This is a genomic window from Paracoccus sp. M683 (assembly GCF_007096355.1).
Taxonomy (GTDB): Bacteria; Pseudomonadota; Alphaproteobacteria; order Rhodobacterales; family Rhodobacteraceae; genus Paracoccus.
Genome location: NZ_VKDF01000004.1, coordinates 21,372 through 45,476, shown reverse-complemented (window position 1 = coordinate 45,476; position 24,105 = coordinate 21,372). Strand labels below are relative to the sequence as shown.

The following is a 24,105-nucleotide window of genomic DNA, read 5'->3' as shown; positions in this document are numbered from 1 at the left end:
GCGACGGCCCGGTCGTCCTAGCACAGAACATCAGGGGGCGCAAAATGGCAATCTGTTGATTTTGACCTGCGTTTCGCAAGGACATCGGCGGACAGATGCACCGGGCCGGTCAGCCCAGTGCAGTCTCGTGCCCGGCCACGGGGCCATAGGCGGCAACGCCAGCGCCCGGCAAGCGATTCTCAAGATCGGTCGAGCAGGTGACCCATTCCCAGGCATCGGGCTGGGCGAACAGCGCGCGCAGAAGCTGGTTGGTCATCGCATGCCCGGCGCGATGCCCGGTATATTGCGCCAGCAGCGGCGCACCGGCCAGCGCCAGATCGCCCATGGCGTCCAGCATCTTGTGGCGCACGGCCTCGTCCGAATGGCGCAGCCCGCCCGGCGACAGCACCTGCGCGCCATCCACGACAACCGCGTTGTCATAGGTGCCGCCAAGGGCCAGGCCCTGCTTGCGCATCGCATCGACATCAGCCTGACGGCAGAAGGTGCGGCTGTCAGCAAGCTCGCGCAGGAAGGCGCCATTGGCCATGTCCAGCCGCTTTTCCTGATGGCCGATCGCCTCGTCGGTAAAGTCGATCTGGAAGTCGATTTCCAGGTGGTCGGCGGGGGCAAGCCGGGCGAAAGCCTCGCCCTGGCGCACCTCGACCGGGCGCAGCACGCGGATCGCGCGCAGCGGGCGGCCCTGAAGCCGGATGCCCACACGCAGGATACCGCGCACGAAAGGCTGGCTAGAGCCATCCAGAATCGGCACTTCCGGCCCGTCCACGTCGATCAGCGCGTTGTGGATGCCGGTGCCGGCCAGCGCGGCCATCACATGTTCGATGGTGGACAGGGTCGCGCCCTGGCCATTGTCCAGCAGCGTGCACAGCGGCGAGGGGGTCACGTTGTCCCACCGTGCCGCCAGCCGGTTTTCGCCTTCGGTCAGGTCAATGCGGCGAAAAACAATGCCGTGCCCTGCCGGTGCCGGGTGAATCGCCAGACGGGTGCGGGCGCCCGAGTGCAACCCGACCCCTTCGAACTCTACCGTGCTTTTGATCGTCGCCTGCATGATTCTGCCTGCCATTCCATTTCAATCCGAGAGCAAGGGCGTCCCGGTGCAGCTTCAGGTAAGCGCAGGCCTGCCGCCACTCAATTAACGTTTTGTAACGGCCTGAAACAATCGGCGCGGATAGCGCATGTTTGCTGACCTGTCTGCGGTCAAGAAATTGATCGCAAATAAGGAAAGGGCCGCACCGGGCGGCCCTTTCAGCAGTTCGTTTCCCACAAACGTGAGCGGTCAGTTCGCCTGACGGCGCAGGAAAGCCGGGATTTCCACATTGTCATCGGCCGAGTCGGGGCTGGCCAGATCGTCGAAATCGGATTCGGCCTGACGGGCGCGGGTAGCGACCCGTTCGCTGACGCGCTCGGCGATGGTGCTGGCGGCCGGCTTCTGCGGGGCAGCGGCACCTTCGGCATGACCTGCAACGCGCTCGATCAACCGGCCCAGACCGCCCATGCGGCCTTGCGGTTGCCCGGCCTGCCCGCCCGCAGGGGCGGCAGCGGCCTGGCGCGAGGGGCGTTCGCCATGATGTTCGACGGCGCGCTTCAGACGCTCCATCACCTCGGGCTTGACGTTCACGCGATCCTGGCTGGGGGCCTTGGGCGTGTAATAGCTGGTCAGTTCGTCCTCGACCTCGGGGCTGGCCGGGGCGACGGCCGCCTTGGGCGCCGGAACGCGGTTCCAGCCGGCCGGCGGCATGTCGTCATCGCCAATCACCTCGCGGGTCGCGGCAGGCGCTGCGACAGGGCGGGTTTCCGCGACGGGGGGCGCGACGGGTGCGCGACGCGGCGGGACCGGCAGATCATCGTCCTGCGGCGGCGCGGCGCTTGCCTTTTGCGCGACCGAAGGGTTCTGGGTCAGCGGCTCGGACATGCCACGACGCGGGGCCGGGATCTCGGCGCTGGCGGGTTCGGCGTCGATACCGGTGGCCACGACCGAGACGCGCAGCGTGCCGTCCATGCTGGGATCCAGCGTGGAACCGACGATGATATTCGCATCGGCATCCACCTTGTCGCGGATGATGTTCGCCGCCTCGTCCAGCTCGAACAGGGTCAGGTCATAGCCGCCGGTGATGTTGATCAGCACGCCCTTGGCGCCGTTCAGGCTGATTTCATCCAGCAGCGGGTTGGCAATCGCACGCTCGGCGGCTTCCACGGCGCGGTTCTCGCCCGAGGCCTCGCCCGTGCCCATCATCGCCTTGCCCATCTCGTCCATCACCGCGCGAACGTCGGCGAAGTCGAGGTTGATCAGGCCCGGACGCACCATCAGGTCGGTCACGCCCTTGACGCCCTGATACAGCACGTCATCGGCCATGGCGAAGGCTTCGGTGAAGGTGGTCTTTTCGTTGGCCAGACGGAACAGGTTCTGGTTCGGAATGATGATCAGCGTATCGACGACCTTTTGCAGGGCTTCAACGCCCTCTTCGGCCTGACGCATGCGCTTGGTGCCCTCGAACTGGAAGGGCTTCGTGACGACGCCGACGGTCAGGATGCCCATCTCGCGCGCGGCCTGCGCGATGATCGGGGCAGCACCCGTGCCGGTGCCGCCGCCCATACCGGCGGTGATGAAGCACATATGCGCGCCCATCAGGTGATCGACGATATCCTCGATGGTTTCCTCGGCGGCCTTGGCGCCGATCGAGGGCTTGGCCCCCGCGCCCAGACCTTCGGTCACCTTCGGCCCCATCTGGATGCGGTGTTCCGCCTTCGAGCCGGCAAGCGCCTGCGCGTCGGTATTCGCCACGACGAATTCTGCGCCTTCAAGCTGCTTTTCGATCATGTTGTTGACCGCATTGCCGCCTGCACCGCCGACACCGAACACGGTGATCCGCGGCTTCAGCTCTTCTTCGTCATTCATCATCAGATTGAGGTTCATGGTTTCCGCCTGTTTTCGCTGTCTGCCGGGCCTTAGTTCGCCCACCCGGTCGAATCCCCCGTTATCCCTGCGATGGTAGCGGCAATGCCCCCATACGTCACCCGAAAAACACCCTTCGGCCGCAAAATATGGCGGTACGAACAGGCAACGTCGGCGGTATCTTGCCAAGACAACAGAATATGGTGGGGGCTATGCCGCCGCCACATATCGGTGGTTTTGCGGGTCCCTACCAGTTGTTTCGGAACCAGCGATAGGCGCGGCGCAGGCTGCGCGCGGGATAGCGGTCGGCGGGCATTTCGAAATCCCACCACTCGTCCTGCGGATGGGCTGCGAACAGGGCCAGTCCCACGGCGCTGCTGAAACTGGGATCGGTCAGCTGATGCGCCAGCCCGTCGATTCGCAGCGGCCGGCCGCAGCGGACATTGGGGCCAAGAATGCGCGTCGCCAGCCCGTCCAGACCGGGGATCTGGCTGCCGCCGCCGGTCAGCACGATCTGCTGGCTGGGCAGCGAATCGAACCCCGCCGCATCCAGACGCTGACGCACCTCTTCCAGAATTTCCTCGACGCGCGGGCGCATGACGCCGATCACGTCGCTGCGGCTGACGCTGCGGCGGTCGGATTCCCAATCACCGGTCTCGGCCCCGACCTCGATCATGTCGCGATCATCGCGCCCGGTGGCCTCGATCCCGCCATTCAGCGTCTTCAGCCGCTCGGCCACGGCATAGGGCACGCGCAGGCCCTGGCTGATATCCTGGGTGATCAGATGCCCGCCGATGCGGACCCAATCGGCATAGATCATGTGCTTCTTGATAAAGATCGACACGCCCGTGCCGCCGCCGCCCAGGTCGATGCAAGCCGCGCCAAGTTCCTGTTCATCCTCGACCAGACTGGCCCGACCGGCGGCATAGGATGCGCTGGCGATGCCCGCCAGTTCCAGATCACAGCGCCGGATGCAGTGGATCAGGTTGCCGATCGCATCGCCATCGACGGTCAGCACATGCATGTCGCAAGCCAGCCGATTGCCCGAATGCTCGCGCGGGTCGGCAAGGCCGCTGCGGTGATCGACCGCGAAATTCACGGGCTGGGCATGCAGCACCTCGCGGCCACGGCCGAAATCGGGCGTATCGCAGGATGCCAGCACCGAGGCCACGTCATGTTCCGTGACCTTGCCCTGTTCCAACCCTATCTCGCCCGCCAACCCGTAAGAGGCAGGCCGGCCGCCCGACAGGCAGGCGATCACGTGATCGACGCGCACGCCGGCAACCTTTTGGGCGGCGGCAACGGCGGTACGGACGGCGCGTTCGGTCTCGGCCATGGCGTCGATCTCGCCAAAGCGCATGCCGCGCGCGCGGGTGGTCGAGGCGCCGATGACACGGAAATTTGCCTGCCCCGCCATCGGCCCGACGCCATCCGCCTCGCGCGAGACGCCGGAACCGTCGAATTGCAGCACCAGACAGGCGATCTTGGATGTGCCGATGTCCAGAATACCGATCACGCCCCGCTGCATGGCGGCGCGGCGCATGTTCCGCATTGCACGCTGAGTCTGATAAAGATCGGTCATTGCCCTGTCACCCTATCCATCATTTGCCAGCACCTGCCCGTCCGGCCCCAGCAAGGGCAGGCCACGGGCGCCCCGGATCGTGTTGCGCGCATCAACGCCCATGCGCACCACGGGCCGGGCCGGGTCGCGCAGGTCGATCACGCTGATATCGCGGCCCAGCAGATCGTCGCTGCGCTGCAATTCAATGGCATGTTCCAGCGCGCGAAGGGCATCCACCTCGGGCAGCAGGATGCGCTGGCCATGATCCAGCACCACATCCCACCGACGCTCGCCCTGACGCTGAAGCCCGCGCAGGCGGGGCAGCACCGGACCGGCGGCGTCGATCAGCGCCAGCGCCTCGGCCGTGACCTGATCGGCACCATCGCCAGTGATGATCGGCAGATCCGGCCGCATCTCGCGCGAGGTGACGCCGGCGACGCGATGGCCGTTCTTGTCCAGCATCTCGATGCCGCGGGCATGGCGCCACAGCACCGCAGGCTGGCGTTCAGTCACCACCGCCGACAGGATGCCGCCCGGCTTGATCCGCAGTTCAATCTTTTCCACCGCGTCCAGGGCCATCACCTGCAAGCGCAACGCCGTCAGGTCGATATCGAAGCTGGAGGCCGGCAGGTCGACCGGCAGCATTGACCGCAGCGCCTTGTCCACGGCGGGCGAGGCGCCCTCGATGGTCATCATCTTGACCTGGAATTCCTCGCGGCTCTGGACCTTGTCGACCAGGCCTGCAATGCCTTCGTGCAACATCGCGCGCCGGTCCTCGTCCGACATCCAGATGCCGACCGACATGGCCAGAAGAAAGGCCGGCACACCCACCCGCAAGACCCGCCGGTAAAGAGGCGTCAGCCACATCCGTTCCAGCCGATAGGCCAGCCGTGACGGCGCGGGATCGCGCTTGCGCTTGGGCGGCGTGCCGCGATGATCGGTCAGGCTTGCCACAGCGCGTCCTCTACCATCCAGCGCATCAGCGCAGGGAAGTCGATGCCTTCATGGGCCGCCTGTTCCGGCGCCAGCGAGGTCGGCGTCATGCCGGGCTGGGTGTTCACTTCCAGAATGATAAGCCCCGCCAAACCGCGCGTGTCGTCCCATCGGAAATCGGTGCGCGACAGGCCCTTGCAGCCAAGCGTGTCATGGGCACGCACCGCAAGGTCCAGGCAGGCCGATGTGATTTCCTGGGGGATCTCGGCCGGGATCACATGGCGCGATCCGCCGGGCATGTATTTCGCATCATAGTCATACCAGCCCTCGACGATGATTTCCGTCACGCCAAGCGCACGGTCACCCATCACCGCCACGGTCAGTTCCCGGCCGGGGGCATAGGTTTCGACCATCACGCGGGCGGGCATCTTGTCGTCCAGCGCAGGCGGGCCGTTGTTTTCCGCCGCAACGATATAGACACCCACACTGGAGCCTTCATTATTCGGCTTGACCACATAGGGCGCGGGCATGACATGGCGGGCACGCACCTCGTCGCGATCGGCAACGATGCTTTCCATAACCGGCAGGCCAGCGGCGCGCAAAACCGCCTTCGCACGGGTCTTGTCCATCGCCAAGGCCGAGGCCAGCACCCCCGAATGCGTATAGGGAAGCCCCATCCATTCCAGCAGGCCCTGCACGCAACCATCCTCGCCCCACCGGCCATGCAATGCATTGAACACCACATCAGGCCGCGCCTCGGTCAGGCGCGTGACGATTTCGGTGCCCAGTTCGGCACCCAGCTTGATTTCGATGACTTCAAAGCCCGCCACCCGCAGCGCATCCGCGCATTCGCGCCCCGATGACAGCGACACCTCGCGCTCGGCCGAGGGTCCGCCCATCAGAACAGCTACGGTGTGGGCTGTCCTGCTCGACCTGCCCGCCACGATTTCGCCTTTCGCGCCCGGTTTTTCCGGGCTTTTCATCTGCTTCGCGCGGTCGGGTTCGGCCCGGTCCTGCGCTATATTCGGTATGTAACCATTACCTTAGCCGCAAAGGTTGAATCGCAAAAGCCCAATTTTTGCCGCCGGGCCCCGAACCTGGCCTGCCCTAGGCTTCAGGCAGAGGGTCGCCGATGCGGATGACCTCCCATTGCAGATCATGGCCGCTGTTTTCCAGCACGCGGCGGCGGACCAATTCGCCCAGCTCCTCCAGCTCGGCCGCGGTGGCGCCATTGGCGTTCAGCAGGAAATTCGGGTGTTTTTCCGACATCTGCGCCCCGCCCCAGCTGTGCCCGCGCAGGCCGGCGGCGTCGATCAGTGACCAGGCCTTCATCTCATGCGTGTCATCGGCACGGCCCGTGCTGCTGAACCCGGCAGGATTGCGGAAGGTCGAGCCGGCGCTGCGTTCCCTGGTCGGCTGTGTCGCATCACGCTTGGCAAGCTGGTCGGCCATGCGGGCATGCAGGGCATCGGGGTCGCCGATTTCGGCGTGAAAGACGGCGGCGGTCAGAACCCAGCCCTCGGGCAATTCGGAATGGCGATAGGCAAAGCGCAGGTCGTCGGGCGACAGTGTCACCTGCTGCCCGTCACGGGTGACGGCGCGGGCCTCGATCAGGTGGTCGGCGGCATAGCTGCCATAGCAGCCGGCATTCATCCGCACCGCCCCGCCGATACTGCCGGGAATGGTGCGCAAAAAGGTCAGGTCCAGCCCGGCATCGGCGGCGCGGCGGGCGACATGGGCGTCCAGCGCGGCGGCGCCGGCGATGACGGTCTGGCCTTCGATCTCGATGTCGTTGAAGGCGCGGCCAAGCCGGATCACGACGCCCCGGATACCGCCATCCCGGACGATCAGGTTGCTGCCCACGCCAATGGGAAAGACCGGAACGGCAGGGTCCAGCGCGGCCAGGAACGCGACCAGATCTTCGGCATCGGCGGGCTGGAACAGCCAGTCGGCCGGGCCGCCGACACGCAGCCATGTCAGCCCGTCAAGGGGTCGGTTCGGGGTCAGCGCGCCGCGGGGCGCGGGAATATCGAAGGTCATCCGGTGCTGGTAGCCATGCCGAGGCGGGGCGTCAACTCGGTCAGACCAGCATGATCAGGCAAGCGCGGCCAGGATCAGCCCACATGGCAGGGCAACGGGCTTTCAGCCCCCGGTGCGATCAGGCCGTTTCAGAAGGCCGATCAGACCGCCCAGAACTGCCGGCAAGAACAGAAACAGCAGGATTGACCCGCCGAAGATGGCACCAAATTCATCCCTGTCCACCACGACCAGCCAGATACCCAATCCGGCGATGGCAAGCGCCGCCGGGACCGCGAATGCCATGGGCTAGCTCGGGCCATGCCGCGCGGCGATAGGGGCCACGGCGCCGAAGCCGATCAGCACGGCCAGCCCAAGAAGAAGGAAAAGGGCCATGATTGCGCGGCCCTAGATCAACGCGGCAGCAATCTGCGCGGCCAGCGCCACCGCCAATGCAAGCCCCGTCAACTGCCCCTGCCAGCCGCGCCAGATCGCCGCCCTGCCCGGACCACGCACCCCGCCCAGCCAGATGCCTGCGACGGCAGCCACCAGCCCCGGCATCACCGTGAAGGTCATCGCCGTCCATGCGGCCAGATCGTGATAGGTGCCATCACCGCGAAAGGCGAAATACAGCTGCAAGGAAATCACCGCCAGCAACAGCGACAGCACGGTCGCCGGCCACCACGGCCCGCGCGAGGCCGACCAGTAACCGATGAAACCCGCCCCCATGAGGCAAAGGGCGGCGACCAGCCAGGGGTTCATCTCATTCCGCCGGAGTGGCGTCGCGGCGGCGGGTAAACGGGCGCCAATACAGCACCAGAACCCCAAGCGCCAGGCCGATGATCCCGGCAGCGGGACCACCGCGCAGCGTCAGCCAGCCAAGGACCGGCACACCCAGAACGACCAGGGCCCATGTCGCGACCAGATGGCGATGGGCAGCCAGCAACGGCACCAGCAGCGCCAGCACCAGCCAGATCAATGCGGCGGCAAGCGGCGGATAGGCGGCCGCCGTCACGCGGCCTTCCCCTGCAAGCGTTCAGGCAGGCCATTGGCCCAGGCCGAAATCGTGCCTGCGCCAAGGCAGACCACCATATCACCCGGACGGGCCTGCTCGCGCACCAGTCGCGCCAGATCCTCTTCGTCGATCACGGCACGGGCGTGGCGATGACCATGAGCGATCAGCCCCGCGACCAGATCGTCGCGCGTTGCGCCGGGGATCGGATCTTCGCCTGCGGCATAGACCTCGGCGATGCCGACCACGTCGGCCTCGTTGAAACAGGTGCAGAAATCCTCGAACAGGTTCGACAGGCGCGAATAGCGGTGCGGCTGATGCACGGCGATGACACGACCTTGCGTCGCCTGACGGGCGGCCTTCAGAACGGCGGCGATTTCCACCGGATGATGGCCATAATCGTCGATGATGGTGACGCCGTTCACCTCGCCCACGCGGGTAAAGCGGCGACCCACGCCACCGAACTTGGCCAGCGCCTCGCGGATCTCGGCCTTTTTCATGCCCAGATGGCGGGCGACGGCCACGGCGGCCAGTGCGTTGCTGACATTGTGATCGCCCGGCATGGGCAGGGTGCAGCCCTCGATCATCTCGACATCGCCGGTATCGGTCGGACCTTCGCATTGCAGCGCAATGTCGAAATGCGCGATGCCGTTTTCATAGCGCAGGTTCATCGCCCGCACATCGGCCTGCGCGTTGAAGCCAAAGGTCGTCACGCGGCGGTCGGTCAGCTTGCCGACCAGCGCCTGCACCTCGGCATGGTCGGTGCAGCAGACGGCAAGGCCATAGAAGGGAATGCGCGAGGCGAAATCCAGAAAACCCTGACGCAGCGCGTCGAAGCTGCCCCAATGCTCCATATGCTCGGGGTCGATATTGGTGATGATGGCGATATCGGCGGGCAGGCGGTTGAAGCTGCCATCCGACTCGTCGGCCTCGACGACCATCCATTCGCCAGCACCCGCCCGCGCGTTGCTGCCATAGGCGTGGATCACCCCGCCATTGATGACCGTGGGGTCCAGACCACCCGCATCCAGCAGCGTGGCGACCATGGTGGTGGTGGTGGTCTTGCCATGCGTGCCGGCGATGGCGATGTTGGATTTCATGCGCATCAGTTCGGCCAGCATCTCGGCGCGGCGGACGACGGGAAGGCCGCGACGGCGGGCCTCTTCCAGCTCGGGGTTGCCCTTCTTGATCGCGGTCGAGATGACCACGACGCCGGCCTCGCCGATATTCTCGGCGCGCTGGCCCTCGAACACGGTCGCACCCAGCTTTTCCAGCCGGTCGGTGATCTTGGACCGCTTCAGGTCACTGCCCTGCACGCGATAGCCAAGGGTCAGCAGAACCTCGGCAATGCCCGACATGCCGATGCCGCCTATCCCGACGAAATGGATAGGACCCAGTTCCATGGGCAGTTTGGTGGCGGCGGCGGCATTCATACGGCAAGCTCCGTGACGAGATCGTAAAGGCGGCGGGCCGCATCGGGGCGGCCGAGGGACAGCGCGGCGGCAGCCATGGCCGAGGCGCGTGAAGGATCGGAAAGGACCGCGTGCATGTCGCGCGTCAGGCTTTCGGCGTCAAGAACGGATTCAGGAAGCATCAGCGCGGCGCCGGCATCGGCCAAAGGCCGCGCATTGGCGGTCTGATGATCATTGGTGGCCGTGGGCAGCGGGATCAGGATCGAAGGGCGCCCGATCACCGTCAGATCCGCGATGGTCGAGGCACCAGAACGCGCGACGACCAGTTGCGCCTCGGCAAAGCGGGCGGGCACGTCGTCGAAGAAGTGGCGCACCTCGGCGGTGACACCTGCGGCGCGATAGGCGGCAACCACGCGATCGTGATCCTCTTTGCGGGCCTGATGGGCGACGCGCAGGCGGGGGCGCATCTCGGTCGGCAGGGCGGCGATGGCGGCAGGCACCACATCGGACAGCACGCGCGCGCCCTGGCTGCCGCCGATGACGACGATGTGCAGAGGGCCATCGCCCGGCACGCGATAAGGCGTGCCCGCGCGATCCTTGACCGAGGCGCGAACCGGGTTGCCGGTATGGATGCCATGCACCCCCTGGGGCAGTTCGGTGGGCCATGTGCCGCAGGCGACGGTATCGACGCGGGCGGCAAAGGCGCGGTTCACCCGGCCCATCACGCCATTCTGTTCATGGATCATCCGCGGCAAGCGCATGGTCAGCGCCGCCGACATGGCCGGGATGGTCGGATAGCCGCCGAACCCCACCACGATATCGGGCTTGTCGGCGCGAAACCCCCGGCGCGCGGCCAGCACGCCCGATGCGATCTTGAAAGGCGCGGCCAGCTTGCCCAGCACCCCCCCCCGCGCCGTCGTGGCCGAGGCCACGATGCTGCGTTCCACCGCCGCCGGAAACCCACCGGCATAAAGCGCGCCGCGATCATCGGTCGACAGCTTGACGCGCCAACCCTCGGCCAGCAGCACCTCGGCCAGCGCCTGCGCAGGGAACATGTGACCGCCGGTTCCGCCAGCGGCGATCAGGGCAAGCTTTCCCGCCATCAGCGCCCCGCCCTGCGCAGGATCTGGGCGATCTCGCCCTGCGGGCGGGTGCGGGTCAGTGCCAGCAGCATCCCCATGGCGATCCCCGAGGCGATGACCGAGGAACCGCCATAGCTGACAAAGGGCAGCGTCATGCCCTTGGCGGGCAGCAGCCGCACGGCGACGCCCATATTGATCAGCGCCTGCACGCCAAAGGCACAGGCCAGCCCGGTGCCGGCAATGCGTGCAAAGGGATCGCGTTCCTTCAGCAAGCGCAACAGCGACCGGGTGACGATGATGCAGTAAAGCGTGATGATCGCCAGCACCATGATCAGGCCGTATTCCTCGGCCGCGACGGCGATGATGAAATCGGTATGGGCATCGGGCAGCGACCATTTGACCGTGCCTTCGCCCACGCCAACGCCGAAGAAGCCGCCTTCCTGAATGGCATTGGTGGCATAGCCCAGCTGCGTGCGGGGATCGACCTCGGGCGACAGAAAACCGTCGATCCGGCGGGCGAAGTGATCGGATGCGCCATAGGCAAAGACACCGCCGCAGATGGTGATGGCCGCCACCACCATCAGCAGGATCATCGGCGCACCCGCGACGAAATACATCACGCCCCAGGAAAACAGCAACAGCGAGGCCTGTCCGAAATCGGGCTGCAAGGCCAGCAGCACGACCACCACCACTGCGGCGATGAAGGAATAGGCCTTGCCCGGCGGCCCACCGACTTCCTGGCTAGAGGCCATGAACCAGGCGCAAAGCGCGACAAAACCGGGCTTCAGAAACTCGGACGGCTGCACCGACACCCCGGCGATGGACAGCCAGCGGACAGCACCCTTGCCAAAATCCGTGCCGATCATCGGCAGCGCCAGAATGGCCAGGAACGCACCCAGAAAGCCCAGCACGCCAAGGCGGCGCACCTGACGGGGCGACAGCATCGAGATGACCAGCATCACGACCAGCCCGAACCCGCCCATCACCGCCTGGCGCTGAACATAGTAAAACCGGGGCAGATTGTTCTTTTCCGCCAGCGGCACCGACGCGGCAAGGCCCAGCAACAGCCCCATTGCGAACAGTCCCAGCACGCAGATCAGGGACCATTTGTCCAGCGTGCGCCACCAACGTGGGAGAATCGGATCACCCGCCCGAACGGACGTGGCGCCAAAGACCATCTCGGTCATGGAAATACCGCCTTCACTGCCTCTGCCATGTCCGGTTTTCCCGGATCTGGTCGCAGCATAGCCTGATTCCACAAGCCATGCTACTGGCGTTTTTCCTCAGTTGTCCGACATGGCTTGATTAAATAACGAAACAGTTATATAACAACTTCATTATGGATACTCTCGATACTCGACTTGCGGCCCTTGCCGACCCCACCCGCCGCGCGCTGATACAGCGACTGGCGCAGGGCGAAGCGACGGTGGCGGAACTGTGCCAGCCCTTCGGCATAAGCCAGCCCGCCATATCGCGGCATCTGAAGGTGCTGGAACAGGCCGGGCTGATCGAAACCCGCATCGAAGGCACAGCCCGTCCGCGACGCCTGCGCCATCAGGCCATCGCCGAAACGGCGGCGTGGTTTGGGCCCTTCCTGGCCACGCTGGATGCCCGTTTCCGCGCATTGGATCAGGTGCTGGCGGCAATGCCCGATCTTCCAACTGAAAGGAAAGACCCATGACCAAGTTGATTGCCAAGGCCGAAGGCGACCGCGATGTCGTCGTCACGCGCCGCTTTGCGGCCCCGCCCGAAAAGGTCTGGAAGGCGATCACCGATACCGCGCTGATGCGGCAATGGATGACCAGTGACTTCGGCGCGCTGAAATCACTGACCGGCGAGGCAGTGGTCGGTGGCCAGCACCATTTCACCTGGGACAACGAGGGCACCGATATGAACATGATCGCGACCTATGACTTGCTAGAGGCCCCGACACTGATCCGGCACCGCGAATCATGGCCCGAATATGGCTATATGGAAAACCATATCGAAACCCGGCTGATCGCAGTCGAGGACGGCACCGAGATGCATATGGTGATCACCTTTGCCAATGCGGAAGCCCGCGATCAGACGCTGGCCGTCGGCATGACCGAGGGGATGGAGGCGACCTACGCCAACCTCGACAAGCTGCTGGCTGGTTGACTTCTGCGGCTGCTGCTGCTCTCCATGACCTCGCGACAGGGGCGCTTGCGACACGCGGGCTGAGACGCACCCTTGAACCTGAACCGGATAATGCCGGCGGAGGAAGTCGCGGGGCCAGCGCTCGATCCGCGCCCTGCCCCGGCCTGCCTTCGCCCCGAATGCGAGGGCAAGATGAACGATACCGGAACCTATCTGGCGCAGATGCGCCAATCTGCGCCACTCGTGCAGAACATCACCAACTACGTCGCCATGAATGTCATGGCCAATGTCATGCTGGCGGCGGGCGCCTCGCCGGCGATGGTGCATGCGCGGCAAGAGGCGGGCGAGTTCGCGGGCATCGCCGATGCGCTCAGCCTCAATATCGGCACGCCAGACGCGGATTGGTTCGATGCCATGCTGGACGCGGCGGCGGTGATGAACGGCCGCGGCCGCGTCTGGGTGCTGGACCCGGTCGCCGCCGGAGCGACAGCGTTCCGCCGGCAGGCCTGTGAACGGCTGCTGGCCGCACGCCCGCCGGTCATTCGCGGCAATGCATCCGAGGTGCTGGCACTGGCCGGCGCAGCTTCGGCCTCAAAGGGGGCGGATGCAGGGGACCAGGTCGAGGCGGCGCATCAGGCCGCCCGTGATCTGGCCGTGCGGATCGGCGGCGTGGTCGCGGTGACCGGGCCGGTCGATTTCGTGACCGACGGGGACCGCGCGTTGCATGTGGCCAATGGCCATGCGCTGATGCCTCGGGTCACGGCGCTTGGCTGCGCGCTGACCGGGATCGTCGCAGCCTTCTGCGCCGTCACCCTCGATCGGCTGAGCGCGACGGCAGCGGCGCTGGCCTATTACGGGCTGGCGGGGCAGATTGCGGGGGAACGTGCCGCCGGGCCGGGCAGCTTTCAACCGTTGTTCCTGGATGCGTTGCACCGGCTGACACCGGCGGATCTGGACCTTGGCGCAAGGATCACCGCAGCATGAGACAGCCTGGACCCGTCTATTTCGTCACCGATCCCACCGCGCCGCTGCCCGTGGCTCAGCAGGCGCTTGCCGCAGCAAAAGGCGGCGCATGGGCCGTGCAACTGCGCGACAAGACCGCGACCGATGACCAGCTGATCGCCACCGCGCGGCAAATCAAATCCCTCCTGGCCCCCATGGGCGTGGCGCTGATCGTCAATGACCGCGCCCAGGTGGCGCTAGAGGCTGTTGCCGACGGGCTGCATATCGGTCAGGGCGATGGCGATCCGGCCCGGATCCGGGCGATGATCGGCGCAAAGATGATGCTGGGCCTGTCAATCGACAACCCGGCCCAACTGGCCGCGATACCGCCGGGCTGCATCGACCATATCGGCACCGGCCCGGTCCGGGCCACGGCGACGAAACCCGACCATGCCGCGCCCTTTGGCTTTGACGGGCTGGCCTTGATCGCAGCCCGCGCGCCCTGCCCCGCCATCGCGATCGGAGGGCTGGCGCTTGGCGACGCACGCGCCCTGCGTCTGGCGGGCGTGGCGGGGGCGGCCTATGTCTCGGCCATCGCACGCACTGAAAACCCCGAACAGGCAACCCGACAACTGGTGCGCGAATGGGGCGCGCCATGATCGCGAACATCCTGTCCATCGCCGGATCGGATCCCTCGGGCGGAGCGGGCATTCAGGCCGATATCAAGACCATCGCGGCCAATGGCGGATATGCCATGGCCGCGATCACGGGACTGACCGTGCAGAATACCCAAGGCGTCAGCGGCGCATTTCTGCCGCCTGCGGAATTCATCGCCGATCAGGTCATGGCGATCAGGGCAGATATCCGTATCGACGCGGTCAAGATCGGCATGCTGGGCAATGCCGCGATCACCGCTGCCACGGCTCGGGCATTGCAAGGGCTGCGAGGCCCCATCGTGCTGGATCCGGTCATGGTGGCCAAGGGCGGCGACAGGCTGCTTGAACAGGCAGCGGTGGCGGCACTGCGCCGCGATCTGCTGCCGCTGGCTACGGTCATAACCCCGAACCTGCCCGAGGCAGCCGACCTGCTGGGCCAGGCGGTCGCAACCGATCGCCACGCCATGCTACAACAAACCACGGCCCTTCTTGGCCTCGGCCCGCAAGCGGTGCTGCTGAAAGGTGGCCACCTGCCCGGCGAGACCTGCCCCGACCTGCTGGTCACAAGCGAAACCCAGAGGTGGTTCGAGTCCCCCCGCCACCCCACCCGCAACACTCATGGCACCGGCTGCACCCTGTCCTCGGCCCTGGCCACATGGCTGGGCCGGGGCCTGCCGCTTGTCAGTGCCGTCGACCGCAGTAAGGCCTATGTCACCGCCGCCATCGCATCGGCAGACGCCCTGTCGGTCGGCAGCCAGAGCGGCCATGGCCCCCTGAACCATTTTCCGGCACAGGCAGCCTCGCTTTGATCAAAATATCCCGGGGGAATGGCCGTCAGGCCATGGGGGCAGCGCCCCCCTGACCCCGCGCCAAAGCCTCGACCAGCAAGGTGAAATGCTCGCCCCGCTTTTCGAAGTTCGGGTATTGGTCAAAACTCGCGGCTGCCGGCGCCAGCAGCACCGTTTCGCCAGGCAGCGCCTCTGCATGGGCATGGGCGACGGCCTGATCCATCGTCTGAGCGATTTCATAGGGGGTCTGACCCAGTTCCAGTGCGAAATCGCGGGCGGAATGACCGATCAGATAGGCTTTGGTCACGCGCGACAGAATGGGTTGCAGCGCGGCGATGCCACCGTCCTTGCCCAAGCCCCCGGCGATCCAGCGGATCCGGTCAAAGGCCTGCAACGCCTTGGCGGCCGCATCCACATTGGTGGCCTTGCTGTCATTGACGTAACGCACGCCACCGATTTCGGCCACGGTCTGACTGCGATGCGGCAGACCCGAGAAGCTGTGCAGCGCCGCCTCGATCTCGCGCGGGGGCAGGCCCACGGCCCGGCAGGCGGCATAGGCGGCACAGGCGTTCTGGTGGTTATGCGCCCCCGGCAGCCCCTTGACCTCGCGCAGGTCGATCGAGGCCACCTGACGCCCCTTGCGATATTCGGCAAGATAGCCTTTGCGGGCAAAGACGGACCAGCCGGGACCGTCCAGTTTCGCCTCGGCCGAAACCCGGATCACCCGATCATCCGCAGGAGCCATGGAAAGCTGATCGGCAAGATACAGCCCCTCGATCTCATCAACGCCGATCACGGCACGGTCCGGGCCACCTTCTGCAAACAAGCGGCGCTTCGCCGCGAAATAGCCCCCCGGACCGCCATGGCGATCCAGATGATCAGGCGACAGGTTGGTGAAGACCGCCACATCCGGCGTCAAGGCACGGGCAAGGTCGGTCTGATAGCTGGACAGCTCCAGCACGATGACCTCGCCATCCTCGGCGGGGTTCAGCGACAGAACACCGGTGCCGATATTGCCGCCCATCTGTGTAGGCCGACCGCTTTCGGTCAGGATGTGATGGATCAGCGCCGTGGTCGTGGATTTGCCGTTAGAGCCGGTGACGGCAATCACACGGGGGATGCGGTCGAACTCGTTCCAATCACTGGTGGCAAAGCTGCGAAAGAACAGGCCGATATCATTATCGACCGGCACCCCAAGGCGCAGGGCCTTTTCGATGACCGGATGGGGTTTGGGATAAAGATGCGGGATGCCGGGGCTGGTGATCAGCGCCGAAACGCCCTGCCAGCCCGCATCGCGGGTCAGATCGACGATGTCCCAGCCATCTGCGGCGGCGGCCTCGCGCGTGTCGACGCCGTCATCCCATGCGATGACATGGGCGCCGCCGGCTTTCAGCGCGGCGGCGGTGGCCTTGCCCGAGCGGCCAAAGCCCAAAACGGCGATGGTCTGGTTTTCGACGCCTTGAACGGGGATCATGTGCCTTCTCCGAACTGTCGGAGCGGGGGCTGTCTGCCCCCGGACCCCCGAGGATATTTGACGACCAAAGCAGGCCCTAGCGCAGCTTCAGCGTGGCCAGGCCGATCAGCCCCAGGATCAGGGCGATGATCCAGAAGCGGATGACGATCTGCGCCTCGCCCCAGCCCTTCTTTTCGAAATGGTGGTGGATCGGGGCCATCAGGAATACCCGCTTGCCGGTGCGCTTGAAGTAAAGCACCTGAATGATGACCGACAGGGCCTCGACCACGAACAGACCGCCGACGATGGCCAGCACGATTTCATGCTTGGTGGCGACGGCGATGGCACCGAGCGCGCCGCCCAGGGCCAGCGAGCCGGTATCGCCCATGAAGACCGCAGCGGGCGGCGCGTTATACCACAGAAAGCCAAGCCCGCCGCCGATCAGGGCCGAGACGAAGATCAGGATCTCACCCGTGCCGGGGACATGGTGGACGCCCAGGTAATTGGTGAAGTCGACGCGCCCGACCGTATAGGCGATGACGCCAAGCGTGCCTGCCGCGATCATCACCGGCATGATCGCCAGCCCGTCCAGGCCGTCGGTCAGGTTCACCGCATTGGCGGCGCCGACGATGACGATCATGGCGAAGGGAAGGAAGAACCAGCCCAGATTGACCAGCGTATCCTTGAAGATCGGCAGGGCAAGCATGCCGGTCAGACCAGTGGGTTGCAGCCACATGGTCCAGGCGGCAGCGACGAAAGCCAGCGCCAGCCCCAGCACCATGCGCACCCGACCCGAGACGCCCTTGGTGTTCATCTTGCTGACCTTGGCATAGTCATCGGCAAAACCGATGGCCGCATAGCCCGCCGTCACGGTCAGGATCATCCAGACATAGCCATTGTCCAGCCGCGCCCAGAGCAGGGTCGAGGTGAACAGCGCCGACAGGATCAGAAGCCCGCCCATGGTCGGCGTACCGGCCTTGACGAAATGCGTTTCGGGGCCGTCATCGCGGATCGGCTGGCCCTTTTTCTGGGTGCGGCGCAGATAGTTGATCAGCGGGCGCCCGAACATGAAGCCAAAGATCAGCGCGGTAAAGAAGGCCGCGCCGGCGCGGAAGGTGATATAGCGGAACAGGTTGAAGAGGTCGCCCCCTTCGGACAGGCTGCTGAGCCAATACAACATCGTCTAAATCCCTGTTACCGGCGGGGGCGTTTGCCCCGATTTGCGCAGCGCGTCAACCACGGCGGAAATCTTTGACGACTTCGAGCCCTTGACCAGAACGATATCGCCGGGCCGCACCAGATCAGTGGCGCGGGCGGCAAGCTCGGCTGCGGTTTCGGCCCATTCCCCGCGCTTGGCGGGCGGCAGGGCATCGTAGAGGTGACGCATGCGGGGACCGGCCAGATGGATCAGATCGACCGATGCCATGGCCGGATCATCGGCGACAGCGGCATGCAGCGCGATCTCGTCCGGGCCAAGTTCCAGCATGTCCCCCAGGATCGCGACGCGGCGGCCGGGCGTCAGCCCGACCAGCGTGGCGAGGCCCGCTGCCAGCGAGGCAGGATTGGCGTTGAATGCGTCGTCAATCAGGCGGATCGCGCCGAGCATCTCGACCGCGCCCCGCCCTTTCGGGGGCAACCAGTCGCCCAGGCGTTTGGCCGCCAGCTTCACGTCAGCACCGGCCGCATTCAGCGCAGCCAGCACCCCAATGGCGTTCATGGCAAAATGCGCGCCGGTGGTTTCCAGCGTGAAATCAACGATCTGGCCAGTGATATTGGCGTGAAGCCGCAGGCGGCCATCGCCGGGCATCACCTTCAGCGGCTTGGCCATGCCGTGTTGCCCGAAACCGACAACCAGCGCGCCGGCCCGGTCGGCACAGTCACGCAGGATCGGCGTGGTCGGCAGATCCTCGGGGATGATGGCGGTGCCCATCGTGACCAGCCCCTCGAAGATCGCGCCCTTTTCGCGGGCGATGCCATCCATGCTGTCAAAAGCTTCCAGATGCGCCGGCGCGATGGTGGTGATCATCGCCACATGGGGCCGCGCCATGCGGGCCAGAGGGGCGATTTCGCCGGGATGGTTCATGCCGATCTCGATAATGGCGAAATCGGTGGCCACGGGCATCCGCGCCAGCGTCAGGGGAACGCCCCAGTGGTTGTTATAGCTGGCCTCGGCGGCGTGGATGCGGCCCTGTCCGGTCAGCGCCACGCGGGCCATATCCTTGGTCGAGGTCTTGCCGACCGAGCCGGTGATGGCGATCACTTTTGCCTGCGTCCGGGCGCGACCAGCCCGGCCAAGCGCCTCTAGGGCGGGCAGAACCTCGGGGACGATCAGCAGCGGCGCGGTGGCGGGAACGCCATCGGGGATGCGGTCGACCAGCGCGGCAGCCGCGCCCTTTTCCAGCGCCTGAGCAACGAAATCATGACCATCGCGTTCGGCTTGCAAGGCGACAAACAGGTCGCCCGGCTGAATCGTGCGGGTGTCGATGGAAACGCCCGACGCCACCCAATCGCCCTGCGCCCGCCCGCCAGTGGCGGCAGAGGCATCGGCTGCGGTCCACAGGCTCATATCTTGCCATCCAGCGCGGCGACGGCAACGGATGCCTGTTCCGCGTCATCAAAGGGGTAAACGTCATGTCCGACGACCTGGCCGGTCTCGTGGCCCTTGCCGGCGATCAGCAGCGCATCGCCCGGTTGCAGGGCATCGACACCGCGCAAGATCGCCTCGGCCCGGTCCGCGACCTCGATGGCGTCGGGGCCGGCGCCGGCCATCACGGCGGCGCGGATGGCGGCAGGATCCTCGGTCCGGGGGTTGTCATCGGTGACGATGACCACATCGGCAAAATCGCGGGCGGCCTGGCCCATCAGCGGGCGCTTGCCGGTGTCGCGATCGCCACCCGCGCCGATGACCACGACGATGCGGCCCATCACATGCGGGCGCAGCGATTGCAGCGCCGCGATCACCGCGCCGGGCTTGTGGGCATAGTCGACAAACACCGCCGCACCATTGTCGCGCTGCGCGGCCAGTTCCATCCGGCCGCGCACGGTGGTCAGGCCGGGCAGCGCGGGAATGATCGCCTCGGGCGGATCGCCGGCGGCCATGACCAGCCCCATGGCCAGCAGCACGTTTTCCGCCTGAAACCCGCCGATCAGCGGCAGGCGCACCAGATAGGGCTTGCCCGCAACGGCAAAGCGCAGGTCCTGCCCGGTGGCATCGTAACGCTGATCGAGGATGCGCAGGTCCGTGCCCTCGGCCCGGCCCACCGTGGTCAGCGGCAGGCCCCGGTCGCGGGCAATGCCCGCCATCTGCACGCCGCGATCGCTGTCGGTATTGATGACGGCAGCGGCGCCTTCATCAAGGATATGGTTGAACAACAGTGCCTTGGCGGCAAAATAGTCGTCGAAATTCTTGTGATAATCCAGATGATCCTGGCTGAAATTGGTGAAGGCCCCCGCCTGAACCCGAACGCCATCCAGCCGGCGCTGATCCAGCCCGTGGGACGATGCCTCCATCGCGGCATGGGTCACGCCAGCGGCGGCAGCCTCGGCCAAAACGCGGTGCAGGGTCAGCGGATCGGGCGTGGTATGGGCCAGCTTGGCCTGATAATCGCCCTGCACCCCCATCGTTCCCATCGAGATCGCGCTGTAGCCAAGCGCCTGCCAGATCTGGCGGGTGAAATTCGCAACCGAGGTCTTGCCAGAGGTGCCGGTGACGGCGACCACATGTTCGGGCTGGGCGGCAAACCACAGCGCGGCGGCACCGGCCAGCGCCGCACGGGGATCCTCGGTCACGACAAGCGCGCCATCCCAGTCCTTCAGCACATCGGCGGCGATCTCTGCCCCCTTGCGGTCGGTCAGCACGGCACCCGCGTCCATGCGCAGCGCGTATTGGATGAAATCGGCGCCGTGGCGTTCGGATCCCGGCAGCGCCGCGAACAGATGCCCCGGCTGAACCTGCCGGCTATCCAGCGAAATCCCGGTGATGCGCGGGTCACGCCCGTTTCTTGCCCTCAGCCCCAGATCTGAAAGCTTCTTGTCCGTCTCGGCCACTGTCCCGCCACCTGTCAGTTATTTGCGACGACCTTTACAGCAGGGGGGGCCGCGGGTTCAACATGAGGCTCGAAACGTGCCGCGATGTTCGGCAGTTTTTCGTCGCTGATCGGGCCAAGGCCAACCAGCGGCGCCAGGCGGCGGACCAGTTCGGCGGCAACCGGCGCTGCGGTGGCGCCTGCGGTGCGGCTTTGCCCGGCACCGCGGCGCACCGAAGGTTCATCCAGCGTCACGATCAGCACATATTCGGGATCCGAGGCCGGAAAGACCGAGGCAAAGGTCGAGACCACCTTGTCTTCGTAATAGCCGCCGCCCGGACGCGGCTTGTCGGCGGTGCCGGTCTTGCCCGCGATTTCATAGCCGGGCACTTCCGAGGAACGGGCTGTGCCGCGCGTCACCACCTGACGCAGCATCGAGATCGCCAGATCGGCGGCCTGCGGCGACAGCACTTGTTCGCCCTGCGGACGGCTGCGGCGGTGGACCAGCGTTGGCGTGACCTTGCGGCCGTCATTGGCGATGGTGGCATAGGCCGCCGCCAGATGCAGCGGGCTGGCCGCGATGCCGTGCCCGAACGACACCGTGGCCGAAGTCACGGCCGGCCAGCGCGTCGGCACCAGCGGCTTGCCGGTGGGCGCCTCGACCATCTCGACCGGGGTGGGTTCGAACAGGCCCAGCTTGACCAGAAAGTCCTTCTGACGTTCCGCGCCCAGCAATTGTGCGATGCGGACGGTGCCGACATTCGACGATTTCACGATCACATCGGTCACGGACAACTGCCGGCCATAATCGCTGAAATCGCGGATGCGGAACTTGCCGATCCGCATTGGCGTGGTCGAATTGATCATCGTGTTCGGATTGACCAGCCCCAGATCCATCGCCTGCGCGACCGGGAAGATCTTGAAGGTCGAGCCAAGCTCGTACTGGCCCTGCACCGCGCGGTTGAACAGCGGGCTGTCCGAGGGATCGCCCTTCAACAGCGGGCGCGGCCGGTCATTGGGGTCGAAATCGGGCAGGCTGGCCATGGCCACGATCTCGCCGGTCTTGACCTCCATCAGGATGCCGGCGGCGCCCTTGGCGTTCATCACGGACATGCCCGAGGCCAGCACCTCTTCCATCGCCGATTGCGCGGTCAGGTCGATGGACAGCGCCAGCGGCGCCCCCTCGTTCGAGGGATCGCGCAGCCAGCCGTCAAAGGCTTTTTCCACACCGGCGACGCCCAGAACCTCGGCGCTGCTGACGCCTTCCTGACCGAAGGCGGCGCCGCCAAGGATATGGCTTGCGATACGGCCATTGGGATAAAGCCGCATCTCGCGCGGGCCGAACAGCAATGCGGGTTCGCCAATATCATGGACGGCCTGCATCTGTTCGGGGCTGATCTTCTTCTTGATCCAAAGAAACTTGCGGTTGCCGGTCAGATCGGCGCGCAACCGCGCCTCGTCCAGATCGGGGAATATCCGCATCAACCCGGTCACGGCGCGTTCCGGGTCGATCATCTGATGGGGATGGGCATACAGCGAATAGGTCAACAGGTTGGTGGCCAGAACGCGGCCGGCGCGGTCGGTGATGTCAGCGCGCTGCGACATGATCCGGGCACCCATGACCTGCGCCTGCGGCTCGGACGGTTCGCTTGCAGCAAGCGTGCCCATGCGCACGCCCACGGTGCCGAAGGCGCAGGCAAAGGCGGCAGCCATCAGGATCAGCCGGCTTTCGGCCCGGCGGCGGGCCTTGTCCTGGATCTCGGCATGGCGGCGGGCGCGGTTTTCGGCCTCGATCGCATCGGGGTTCTGGCCGGTCTCGCGGGCGCGCAGAATACGGGCAAGCGGGCGCAGGGGGGGGCGGATCATGGCTGTTCCTCACGGGCCGGAACCAGAAGGCCGGCGGCACGGTCACTGATGAATTTCGGGCGCGCCTGCGGGCGCACGGGTGGCGTGGGCGGCGGCGCGGGATAGTCGATCTGCGCCAACCGGATGAACTGGCCCGCCTCGATCGGCACAAGGCGCAGGCGTTCGAAATTCAGGTCGACCAGTTCGCGCAGCCGCGTCGGGCGGTTCAGATAGGCCCATTCGGCCCGCAGGACGCCCAAATCCTCGCGCAGCTGGCCGATCTGGTTCTGCACCTGCCGCATCTCGTCCAGCGCGGCCTGGGTGCGGTAATTCTCGCGATAGGCCCAGAAGGCCAGGCCCATGACGGAGAGGACACAGGACAGAATGATGATCGAGCGCATCAGGCGCCTCCCATGGCAGAGGGCAGTCTTGGCAGGCCCAACCCGGACGTATCGGCGGGGCTGGCGGGTGCATCGGTGCGGATCGCCACGCGCAGCAGGGCCGAACGGGCGCGCGGGTTTTCGTCCAGCTCGTCCGGGTCGGGGCCGATGGCCTTGCGGAATGGCAGGCTGAATGCCGGCTGCGCGGCTTCCGTCGGTGGCGCATAGCGACTGCCGCCGCCGGCAGCATTTGCGCGCGCCTGCATGAAACGTTTGACGATCCGGTCCTCAAGCGAGTGAAAGCTGACCACGGCCAGCTTGCCGCCCGCCCGCAGCGCGCGCTCGGCCGCCTGAAGCCCGGAGATCAACTGGCCAAATTCGTCATTCACCCAGATGCGGATCGCCTGAAAGCTGCGCGTCGCGGGATGGCTTTGCCCCGGCTTCGCGCGCGGCAGGCAGGCCGAGACGACCTCGGCAAGTTCGGCGGTCCGGGCCAGCGGACGCGCGGCAACGATCGCCCGCGCAATGCGGCGGGCGGCGCGTTCCTCGCCATAATGATACAGCACATCTGCGATCTGGTCCTGATCGGCGGTGTTCAGCAGATCGGCGGCCGAGGGGCCGTCATCGCCCATCCGCATGTCCAGCGGACCGTCGCGCAGGAAGGAAAAGCCGCGATCGGCCTGATCCAGTTGCATCGAACTGACACCCAGATCCAGCACCACACCATCGACCGGCGCGCCGGCCAGGTCGTCCAGATCGGAAAACGTGCCCTGAACCAGCCGCAGCCGGTCGCCATATTCGCCCGCCCAATCCTGCGCCATGCGAAAGACCGAAGGATCGCGGTCGATGCCGATCACCTGCCCGGCGCCGGCCTGAAGCAGGCCGCGCGCATAGCCACCAGCACCAAACGTGCCATCGACCCATACCCCGCCGACAGGTTCGACCGCCCTGAGAAGCGGCTTCAGCAGGACCGGGATATGCGGATCGGCCAT

At 65.9% G+C, this 24,105-nt stretch carries 24 protein-coding genes and 1 riboswitch; of the genes, 5 read left to right on the top strand and 19 right to left on the bottom strand.

Features of this window, described 5'->3' with window-relative positions; translation table 11 throughout:
• Positions 1-109: 109 nt before the first annotated feature.
• The 12 genes from lpxC to ftsW form a co-directional block, all read right to left on the bottom strand.
• A complete protein-coding gene (lpxC, locus tag FNJ84_RS06880) occupies positions 110-1,045 on the bottom strand; it encodes a UDP-3-O-acyl-N-acetylglucosamine deacetylase (protein WP_143792286.1) in 936 nt (311 codons plus the stop codon).
• A gap of 228 nt (positions 1,046-1,273) precedes the next feature.
• The gene (ftsZ, locus tag FNJ84_RS06875) at positions 1,274-2,911 is read right to left on the bottom strand and encodes a cell division protein FtsZ (RefSeq protein ID WP_143792285.1); all 1,638 of its coding nucleotides are present in this window, start codon (positions 2,909-2,911) and stop codon (positions 1,274-1,276) included.
• A gap of 226 nt (positions 2,912-3,137) precedes the next feature.
• Entirely contained in the window at positions 3,138-4,472 is a 1,335-nt protein-coding gene (ftsA, locus tag FNJ84_RS06870) for a cell division protein FtsA (protein ID WP_143792284.1), read from the bottom strand.
• Between the two features lie 12 nt (positions 4,473-4,484).
• Entirely contained in the window at positions 4,485-5,405 is a 921-nt protein-coding gene (locus FNJ84_RS06865) for a cell division protein FtsQ/DivIB (RefSeq protein WP_255471089.1), read from the bottom strand.
• Positions 5,393-6,283 carry a D-alanine--D-alanine ligase gene (locus FNJ84_RS06860; protein WP_255471088.1) on the bottom strand — a complete coding sequence of 297 codons (891 nt, stop codon included), beginning with the start codon at positions 6,281-6,283 and terminating at the stop codon, positions 5,393-5,395. Before FNJ84_RS06860 ends, FNJ84_RS06865 begins: the two co-directional genes overlap by 13 nt.
• A gap of 208 nt (positions 6,284-6,491) precedes the next feature.
• Entirely contained in the window at positions 6,492-7,424 is a 933-nt protein-coding gene (murB, locus tag FNJ84_RS06855) for a UDP-N-acetylmuramate dehydrogenase (RefSeq protein WP_143792282.1), read from the bottom strand.
• 102 nt (positions 7,425-7,526) lie between these two features.
• Positions 7,527-7,706: a hypothetical protein gene (locus FNJ84_RS06850; RefSeq protein ID WP_143792281.1), complete on the bottom strand. Its 180-nt coding sequence runs from the start codon at positions 7,704-7,706 to the stop codon at positions 7,527-7,529.
• Positions 7,707-7,808: 102 nt separating this feature from the next.
• Entirely contained in the window at positions 7,809-8,162 is a 354-nt protein-coding gene (locus tag FNJ84_RS06845; RefSeq protein WP_143792280.1) for a hypothetical protein, read from the bottom strand.
• Between the two features lies 1 nt (position 8,163).
• Positions 8,164-8,415 carry a DUF2484 family protein gene (locus tag FNJ84_RS06840; RefSeq protein WP_143792279.1) on the bottom strand — a complete coding sequence of 84 codons (252 nt, stop codon included), beginning with the start codon at positions 8,413-8,415 and terminating at the stop codon, positions 8,164-8,166.
• Positions 8,412-9,845 carry a UDP-N-acetylmuramate--L-alanine ligase gene (gene murC, locus FNJ84_RS06835; RefSeq protein WP_143792278.1) on the bottom strand — a complete coding sequence of 478 codons (1,434 nt, stop codon included), beginning with the start codon at positions 9,843-9,845 and terminating at the stop codon, positions 8,412-8,414. Before murC ends, FNJ84_RS06840 begins: the two co-directional genes overlap by 4 nt.
• Positions 9,842-10,927 carry a UDP-N-acetylglucosamine--N-acetylmuramyl-(pentapeptide) pyrophosphoryl-undecaprenol N-acetylglucosamine transferase gene (locus tag FNJ84_RS06830; protein ID WP_143792277.1) on the bottom strand — a complete coding sequence of 362 codons (1,086 nt, stop codon included), beginning with the start codon at positions 10,925-10,927 and terminating at the stop codon, positions 9,842-9,844. The genes murC and FNJ84_RS06830 overlap by 4 nt, the downstream gene beginning before the upstream one ends.
• Positions 10,927-12,093 (bottom strand): putative lipid II flippase FtsW, encoded by a 1,167-nt coding sequence (gene ftsW / locus FNJ84_RS06825; RefSeq protein ID WP_143792276.1) that lies wholly within the window; start codon positions 12,091-12,093, stop codon positions 10,927-10,929. Before ftsW ends, FNJ84_RS06830 begins: the two co-directional genes overlap by 1 nt.
• 152 nt (positions 12,094-12,245) lie before the next feature.
• Between ftsW and FNJ84_RS06820 the strand changes: the two genes are divergently transcribed.
• From FNJ84_RS06820 to thiD, 5 genes are all read left to right on the top strand, one after another.
• Positions 12,246-12,587, top strand: a complete 342-nt coding sequence (locus FNJ84_RS06820) for a helix-turn-helix transcriptional regulator (RefSeq protein ID WP_143792275.1) — start codon at positions 12,246-12,248, stop codon at positions 12,585-12,587.
• Complete coding sequence (locus FNJ84_RS06815; RefSeq protein WP_143792274.1) at positions 12,584-13,045, top strand: SRPBCC domain-containing protein; 462 nt, start codon at positions 12,584-12,586, stop codon at positions 13,043-13,045. The genes FNJ84_RS06820 and FNJ84_RS06815 overlap by 4 nt, the downstream gene beginning before the upstream one ends.
• 27 nt (positions 13,046-13,072) lie before the next feature.
• Positions 13,073-13,167: riboswitch (TPP riboswitch) on the top strand.
• A gap of 49 nt (positions 13,168-13,216) precedes the next feature.
• Positions 13,217-14,008 carry a hydroxyethylthiazole kinase gene (gene thiM, locus FNJ84_RS06810; RefSeq protein WP_143792273.1) on the top strand — a complete coding sequence of 264 codons (792 nt, stop codon included), beginning with the start codon at positions 13,217-13,219 and terminating at the stop codon, positions 14,006-14,008.
• Entirely contained in the window at positions 14,005-14,625 is a 621-nt protein-coding gene (gene thiE / locus FNJ84_RS06805) for a thiamine phosphate synthase (RefSeq protein ID WP_143792272.1), read from the top strand. The genes thiM and thiE overlap by 4 nt, the downstream gene beginning before the upstream one ends.
• A complete protein-coding gene (gene thiD / locus FNJ84_RS06800; RefSeq protein ID WP_143792271.1) occupies positions 14,622-15,431 on the top strand; it encodes a bifunctional hydroxymethylpyrimidine kinase/phosphomethylpyrimidine kinase in 810 nt (269 codons plus the stop codon). Before thiE ends, thiD begins: the two co-directional genes overlap by 4 nt.
• 25 nt (positions 15,432-15,456) lie before the next feature.
• Here thiD and murD read toward each other — a convergent pair whose 3' ends face one another.
• The 7 genes from murD to rsmH form a co-directional block, all read right to left on the bottom strand.
• On the bottom strand, positions 15,457-16,884 hold the full coding sequence (gene murD, locus FNJ84_RS06795) for a UDP-N-acetylmuramoyl-L-alanine--D-glutamate ligase (RefSeq protein ID WP_143792270.1): 1,428 nt from the start codon (positions 16,882-16,884) through the stop codon (positions 15,457-15,459).
• A gap of 76 nt (positions 16,885-16,960) precedes the next feature.
• The gene (gene mraY, locus FNJ84_RS06790; RefSeq protein ID WP_143792269.1) at positions 16,961-18,043 is read right to left on the bottom strand and encodes a phospho-N-acetylmuramoyl-pentapeptide-transferase; all 1,083 of its coding nucleotides are present in this window, start codon (positions 18,041-18,043) and stop codon (positions 16,961-16,963) included.
• 3 nt (positions 18,044-18,046) lie between these two features.
• Positions 18,047-19,429 (bottom strand): UDP-N-acetylmuramoyl-tripeptide--D-alanyl-D-alanine ligase, encoded by a 1,383-nt coding sequence (gene murF, locus FNJ84_RS06785; protein WP_143792268.1) that lies wholly within the window; start codon positions 19,427-19,429, stop codon positions 18,047-18,049.
• Entirely contained in the window at positions 19,426-20,910 is a 1,485-nt protein-coding gene (locus tag FNJ84_RS06780; RefSeq protein ID WP_143792267.1) for a UDP-N-acetylmuramoyl-L-alanyl-D-glutamate--2,6-diaminopimelate ligase, read from the bottom strand. The genes murF and FNJ84_RS06780 overlap by 4 nt, the downstream gene beginning before the upstream one ends.
• Before the next feature lie 14 nt (positions 20,911-20,924).
• Positions 20,925-22,754, bottom strand: a complete 1,830-nt coding sequence (locus FNJ84_RS06775) for a penicillin-binding protein 2 (protein ID WP_143792266.1) — start codon at positions 22,752-22,754, stop codon at positions 20,925-20,927.
• Positions 22,751-23,134: a cell division protein FtsL gene (locus FNJ84_RS06770; RefSeq protein ID WP_143792265.1), complete on the bottom strand. Its 384-nt coding sequence runs from the start codon at positions 23,132-23,134 to the stop codon at positions 22,751-22,753. The genes FNJ84_RS06775 and FNJ84_RS06770 overlap by 4 nt, the downstream gene beginning before the upstream one ends.
• The gene (gene rsmH / locus FNJ84_RS06765) at positions 23,134-24,105 is read right to left on the bottom strand and encodes a 16S rRNA (cytosine(1402)-N(4))-methyltransferase RsmH (RefSeq protein WP_143792264.1); all 972 of its coding nucleotides are present in this window, start codon (positions 24,103-24,105) and stop codon (positions 23,134-23,136) included. Before rsmH ends, FNJ84_RS06770 begins: the two co-directional genes overlap by 1 nt.

What these genes read in the sequence shown, in the direction of transcription:
- ftsZ (WP_143792285.1), bottom strand. Translation starts at nt 2,911, where the DNA reads ATGAACCTCAATCTGATGATGAATGACGAAGAAGAGCTGAAGCCGCGG.
- FNJ84_RS06830 (WP_143792277.1), bottom strand. Translation starts at nt 10,927, where the DNA reads ATGGCGGGAAAGCTTGCCCTGATCGCCGCTGGCGGAACCGGCGGTCAC.
- FNJ84_RS06860 (WP_255471088.1), bottom strand. Translation starts at nt 6,283, where the DNA reads ATGGGCGGACCCTCGGCCGAGCGCGAGGTGTCGCTGTCATCGGGGCGC.
- FNJ84_RS06820 (WP_143792275.1), top strand. Translation starts at nt 12,246, where the DNA reads ATGGATACTCTCGATACTCGACTTGCGGCCCTTGCCGACCCCACCCGC.
- murD (WP_143792270.1), bottom strand. Translation starts at nt 16,884, where the DNA reads ATGATCCCCGTTCAAGGCGTCGAAAACCAGACCATCGCCGTTTTGGGC.
- thiM (WP_143792273.1), top strand. Translation starts at nt 13,217, where the DNA reads ATGAACGATACCGGAACCTATCTGGCGCAGATGCGCCAATCTGCGCCA.
- murB (WP_143792282.1), bottom strand. Translation starts at nt 7,424, where the DNA reads ATGACCTTCGATATTCCCGCGCCCCGCGGCGCGCTGACCCCGAACCGA.
- rsmH (WP_143792264.1), bottom strand. Translation starts at nt 24,105, where the DNA reads ATGGCCGATCCGCATATCCCGGTCCTGCTGAAGCCGCTTCTCAGGGCG.
- murF (WP_143792268.1), bottom strand. Translation starts at nt 19,429, where the DNA reads ATGAGCCTGTGGACCGCAGCCGATGCCTCTGCCGCCACTGGCGGGCGG.
- murC (WP_143792278.1), bottom strand. Translation starts at nt 9,845, where the DNA reads ATGAATGCCGCCGCCGCCACCAAACTGCCCATGGAACTGGGTCCTATC.
- mraY (WP_143792269.1), bottom strand. Translation starts at nt 18,043, where the DNA reads ATGTTGTATTGGCTCAGCAGCCTGTCCGAAGGGGGCGACCTCTTCAAC.
- thiD (WP_143792271.1), top strand. Translation starts at nt 14,622, where the DNA reads ATGATCGCGAACATCCTGTCCATCGCCGGATCGGATCCCTCGGGCGGA.
- FNJ84_RS06815 (WP_143792274.1), top strand. Translation starts at nt 12,584, where the DNA reads ATGACCAAGTTGATTGCCAAGGCCGAAGGCGACCGCGATGTCGTCGTC.
- thiE (WP_143792272.1), top strand. Translation starts at nt 14,005, where the DNA reads ATGAGACAGCCTGGACCCGTCTATTTCGTCACCGATCCCACCGCGCCG.
- ftsA (WP_143792284.1), bottom strand. Translation starts at nt 4,472, where the DNA reads ATGACCGATCTTTATCAGACTCAGCGTGCAATGCGGAACATGCGCCGC.
- FNJ84_RS06770 (WP_143792265.1), bottom strand. Translation starts at nt 23,134, where the DNA reads ATGCGCTCGATCATCATTCTGTCCTGTGTCCTCTCCGTCATGGGCCTG.
- FNJ84_RS06845 (WP_143792280.1), bottom strand. Translation starts at nt 8,162, where the DNA reads ATGAACCCCTGGCTGGTCGCCGCCCTTTGCCTCATGGGGGCGGGTTTC.
- ftsW (WP_143792276.1), bottom strand. Translation starts at nt 12,093, where the DNA reads ATGACCGAGATGGTCTTTGGCGCCACGTCCGTTCGGGCGGGTGATCCG.
- lpxC (WP_143792286.1), bottom strand. Translation starts at nt 1,045, where the DNA reads ATGCAGGCGACGATCAAAAGCACGGTAGAGTTCGAAGGGGTCGGGTTG.
- FNJ84_RS06850 (WP_143792281.1), bottom strand. Translation starts at nt 7,706, where the DNA reads ATGGCATTCGCGGTCCCGGCGGCGCTTGCCATCGCCGGATTGGGTATC.
- FNJ84_RS06775 (WP_143792266.1), bottom strand. Translation starts at nt 22,754, where the DNA reads ATGATCCGCCCCCCCCTGCGCCCGCTTGCCCGTATTCTGCGCGCCCGC.